The organism is Shewanella sp. POL2 (genome assembly GCF_000282755.1).
Classification (GTDB): Bacteria; Pseudomonadota; Gammaproteobacteria; order Enterobacterales; family Shewanellaceae; genus Shewanella; species Shewanella xiamenensis.
On sequence record NZ_AKZL01000161.1, the window covers coordinates 1 to 3,768 of the forward strand.

Annotated in this window: 4 protein-coding genes and 1 pseudogene; 2 read left to right on the forward strand and 3 right to left on the reverse strand. The window is 49.1% G+C overall.

Features of this window, described 5'->3' with window-relative positions; genetic code table 11:
* Both SHEWPOL2_RS23405 and SHEWPOL2_RS21645 read left to right on the forward strand, forming a co-directional pair.
* A pseudogene (locus SHEWPOL2_RS23405) lies at positions 1-129 on the forward strand (YbhB/YbcL family Raf kinase inhibitor-like protein); the annotation flags it as partial.
* A gap of 17 nt (positions 130-146) precedes the next feature.
* Entirely contained in the window at positions 147-905 is a 759-nt protein-coding gene (locus SHEWPOL2_RS21645) for an AraC family transcriptional regulator (RefSeq protein ID WP_037431620.1), read from the forward strand.
* 46 nt (positions 906-951) lie between these two features.
* On the opposite strand, the gene SHEWPOL2_RS21650 is transcribed toward SHEWPOL2_RS21645, so the two are convergent.
* The 3 genes from SHEWPOL2_RS21650 to SHEWPOL2_RS21660 all read right to left on the reverse strand — a co-directional run.
* Positions 952-1,998, reverse strand: a complete 1,047-nt coding sequence (locus tag SHEWPOL2_RS21650; RefSeq protein ID WP_037431621.1) for a porin — start codon at positions 1,996-1,998, stop codon at positions 952-954.
* A gap of 155 nt (positions 1,999-2,153) precedes the next feature.
* A complete protein-coding gene (locus tag SHEWPOL2_RS21655) occupies positions 2,154-3,119 on the reverse strand; it encodes a formate dehydrogenase subunit gamma (protein WP_037431622.1) in 966 nt (321 codons plus the stop codon).
* A gap of 9 nt (positions 3,120-3,128) precedes the next feature.
* A partial coding sequence (locus tag SHEWPOL2_RS21660) for a molecular chaperone TorD family protein (protein ID WP_345769638.1) occupies positions 3,129-3,768 on the reverse strand: 640 nt, incomplete at its 5' end.

Below are 3,768 nucleotides of genomic sequence, written 5' to 3' on the forward strand. Positions count from 1 at the left end.
GAATTTACAGTGTGGGCGCTACCGTCGCCATTAGAGTTACCTAAGGATGCCTCACCCGCGCTGTTAGGCTTTATGCTCAATGCACAAGCTTTAGGGCACGCTAAGCTGACCGCAGTGTATCACCGCTGATATTACAGGGCTGATGTATGATCCGCATGTTTGAATACGACTCGAAACAGGCGCAGTCACTCTCACGGGTGCCTGTGCATCAGCCCTCGATTATTAGAGTGATCCAAGGGGAAAAGTCGTTGCTTTGGCAAGATGATACCCTCGCCGTGAATGCGGAACAGCTATTATTGTTACCCGCCGGAAGCCATATCAGTTTCGTCAATCGGCCGATGAGCGGACGTTACCGAGCGGTGCAACTCCTCTTGCCCTATGAGTTGCCTTCCGGCGTTATGCTGGCGGCGACCGACAGGCAGATACCTAAACCCACGCAAACAATTTCACGCTCGGTCGATTTTGCCTGGAATGCGTTATTGCACAGCCTGACTTTGGCACTACCCACGTCGGTACAGATGCATTATTTAGCTGCCTTGCTGCTCAGTCTGCCGCAGCAAGCGAGCGTCAATTGGCTCTACAGTCATAAACCTGCGAATGTGAGTCAAGCGGTGCTGGGCTTATTGGGACAACATCCTTCAGCCCCATGGCAACAAGAGGATGTCGCCGACAAGTTGCATATGAGCAGTGCCAGTTTAAGACGTAAATTGGCGCAGGAAGACACTAGCTTTAGGCAATTGCTCGCCGAAGTGCGTTTGTGTCAGGGCTTAACCCTGTTGCAAAACTCTACGGATTCCGTGCTGCAAATTGCCTTGGCCTGCGGCTATTTATCGGCAGAAAAATTCTCGGCACGCTTTAAACAGGCCTTTGGCCTGACACCCGCCGCATATCGCCGTACCTTATGAGCAATCTGCGCAGTTGAGAGGAGTGCCATCCTTGGCTGGGTTTGGGTTAACCTTTCCAGTTTAAATCGAAGTCGTAGCGAACCCCGATAGCGATACTGTTATCTGTATCTCGGTTGTCATTGTCTTGATATAAGTATTCTGCATGTAGGCGCACATTGGCGCTGGGATTCCACTCTATTGTGGTATTAACGCCTTGATAGTTAAGACTGCTTGAGTCGTTTATCCCATCGTCGAATCGGAAGTAACCCAGCTTAAGCTTATAGTCCTGGCCGAGTGGCAGGGCGAGTGCACTATCGAGGCTATAGCCCTCTCTGTCTTCGCCTTGATTGAGTTGGTAGTCCTTATATTGATAGGCAACGGCAAGATAGACACCATTGGTAAAGCTATAAGCCATTGCAAAGCCAGTAGTATTTTCTTTGCCAGTATTAAGATTTGACTCGAAAGTATCCTGCTCTAGGTAACTTAGGCCCAGGTGTAACTGTTGCCAGTCGAAGCCAAGCCCTGCGTTCAGCATATCGGCACCACTGTTGGCCTCTTCGCTCTTAAATTGCGCGGATCCCATAAGGGTAAAATAGCCGATTTTTGTTTGATAGAGCGCGAGATTATCCGTAAAGAAAGGACTCTCCTGATTGTAGGCGAAAGGCGAGTTGGCATTATTGAAGATGTCAGTATATTCGGCGACTAGGCTATATTGTACGGGGCGTTGACGGCCGAGAGTGAATTGTCCCCAAGGAGAGCTTACGCCCGCAAAAGCTAAGCGTGCATCACCAAAGCTACCATCACCGTTCAGGTTTATTTTCCATTCCCCCTGTGCCAGCAATGCCCAGCCGGGAGCGAATTCAGTTTTACCCTTAATTCCTATACGTGAGAGCGCATCTCCAACATCCCAATCGTCGCTCAAACGACTATCGCTGTAGACTAGCGTCGGTCTCAGTGAGCCGTAGAGGCTAAGTTCGGTATTTTGCAGTTGAGTTGTTTGTTGCTGTTCTAAGTGTTGTAGGCGGCGATCGAGTTGCTCCCAATCACGATTTTCTGCGGCCATAGTGGCAAAAGGCAGCGTGAGACCGAGTAGCAGTAGTGAGGTTTTATTCATAATTTCCCCTTATTTTAGGGTGTAACGGTTTTTTAAGATGCAACTAGCCCTGACCTTAAAGATCGCGGACATGGGTGTGGGTGATTCCCCCCGAATGGGGGGATACTGGCGTTATTGACTCACTTGGAGTTGCAGTGACCCCGAGTCGTCAGCTTTTACTTGCTTTTAGGTAACTTCTGGAACCAGAGATTGTGGTGTTGCTTAGCCCAGTTCTCATCGCATTTCCCTGTGAGCATGCATTCCATACCGCCTTCAGAAATCACTGTTGCCATATAGATATGTACGACGGTAAATGCCCCTAGCACGAAAGCGCTCACGAGATGCAGGATTAAGGCGAGATTGGCGCCATCTTTGGTTGCGACCAAGCTTGGGAACATCAAGACCACACCGGAGCCAATCATCAGAGCGCCAAACAGGGCAAAACACCAGAACCAGAGTTTTTCGCCTGCGTTAGCAAAGCCTGCATCAGGGTGCTTACCTTTGAACGAGCCGAAGTTGAGGTAGCCGCCGAGCGCCTTAAACCAACCTAAGTCGCAGGCTTCAGGGAGTTGTTTGTTGGCCCATTTCACCACCATTACTAACCAACCTAATATAAAGGGAAAGGCCATAAGGTTATGAATGGCTACAGAGCTACCGATAAAACCGATCCAACGTTCTGCTCCCATATTCGGTTCTAACCAAAAACGGCCTGCGATCATCGCTAGTCCGGTGACGATCAGCAGTAGGCAAGCGATTGCGCCTATCCAGTGGAACAATATATCCATTCCACTCCAACGGTTGACTTTATGGCCAGAGAAACCTTGAGTCAGTTTTGCCTTGCCATTGATTAAAACAAACAGGGCTAAGACGAAAAACATCCCAAAGAAACTGTAGGTCAGTAGATCGGCCCACCAAGTCGCAGGAGCGAGCGTTTCGAGATAGCCTTGATTGACTTGGGCCAAGGGCGCAGGAAACTCAGGCTGTAGTGGCATTCCACGAAGTTCAGGAATATCCCCTTGAACGGCGATTTCCTGTATGGGTTGCCATTGTTGAGGTTGGGGCATTAACGTTTCGCTCGCCAGTAGCGGTAAGCTGTAAATGCCAGCAGTAAGACTAGTGATAACAGTGATTAATCTTTTCATATTATATCCTTAAGCATCGAGTCGAGGCTTTTCAGATGGGGCATGGGCCCCTGCAATATTTAATCTGTTCGCCAAAAAGTCGGCTAGCGCCTTGGCATAGCAGTCCCAAAACTTGAGCTGAGCATGGCGTGACATTCCGTCTGTGAAATATTCAAACCAAGTACCGAGATGTTGTTGTAAAAAACACTGTGCCATCTGGTTCAACTCATTGGCTACTGTGGGGTTGGTATTGCTATGGTGATGGCGTAGGGCTTCGGCACAGAAGAGAAACTCCATTTCATTGCCAATATAATCAGCAGGTTCATTGAGTTTGTTATCTATTACTAGGCCTAGTTTTTGGTAAAACTTGGCCACAGTGCTGGTGTTGTCGGTGTTGAGTTGCCTTCCCCCATCGCGATACACAGACTCATAGGGGGGCACTAACAAGCGTGTCGGTCCTATACACATGCGGTTATAGTCACATTCGAGCTCTATCGGCTCAGTCAACCATTTACGAGCCTCCTGCAACAGCATGGGATATTGCTGGTTATGCTCTAACCAAGTGATCAGCCGTTGCAAGGTTTCGGGAGAGGAAGGAGTAAACAACATTCCCTTGAACGCCTGATAACCTGCCGCTACTGGACCAAAATCCGTTGATGTCATAGCCGCT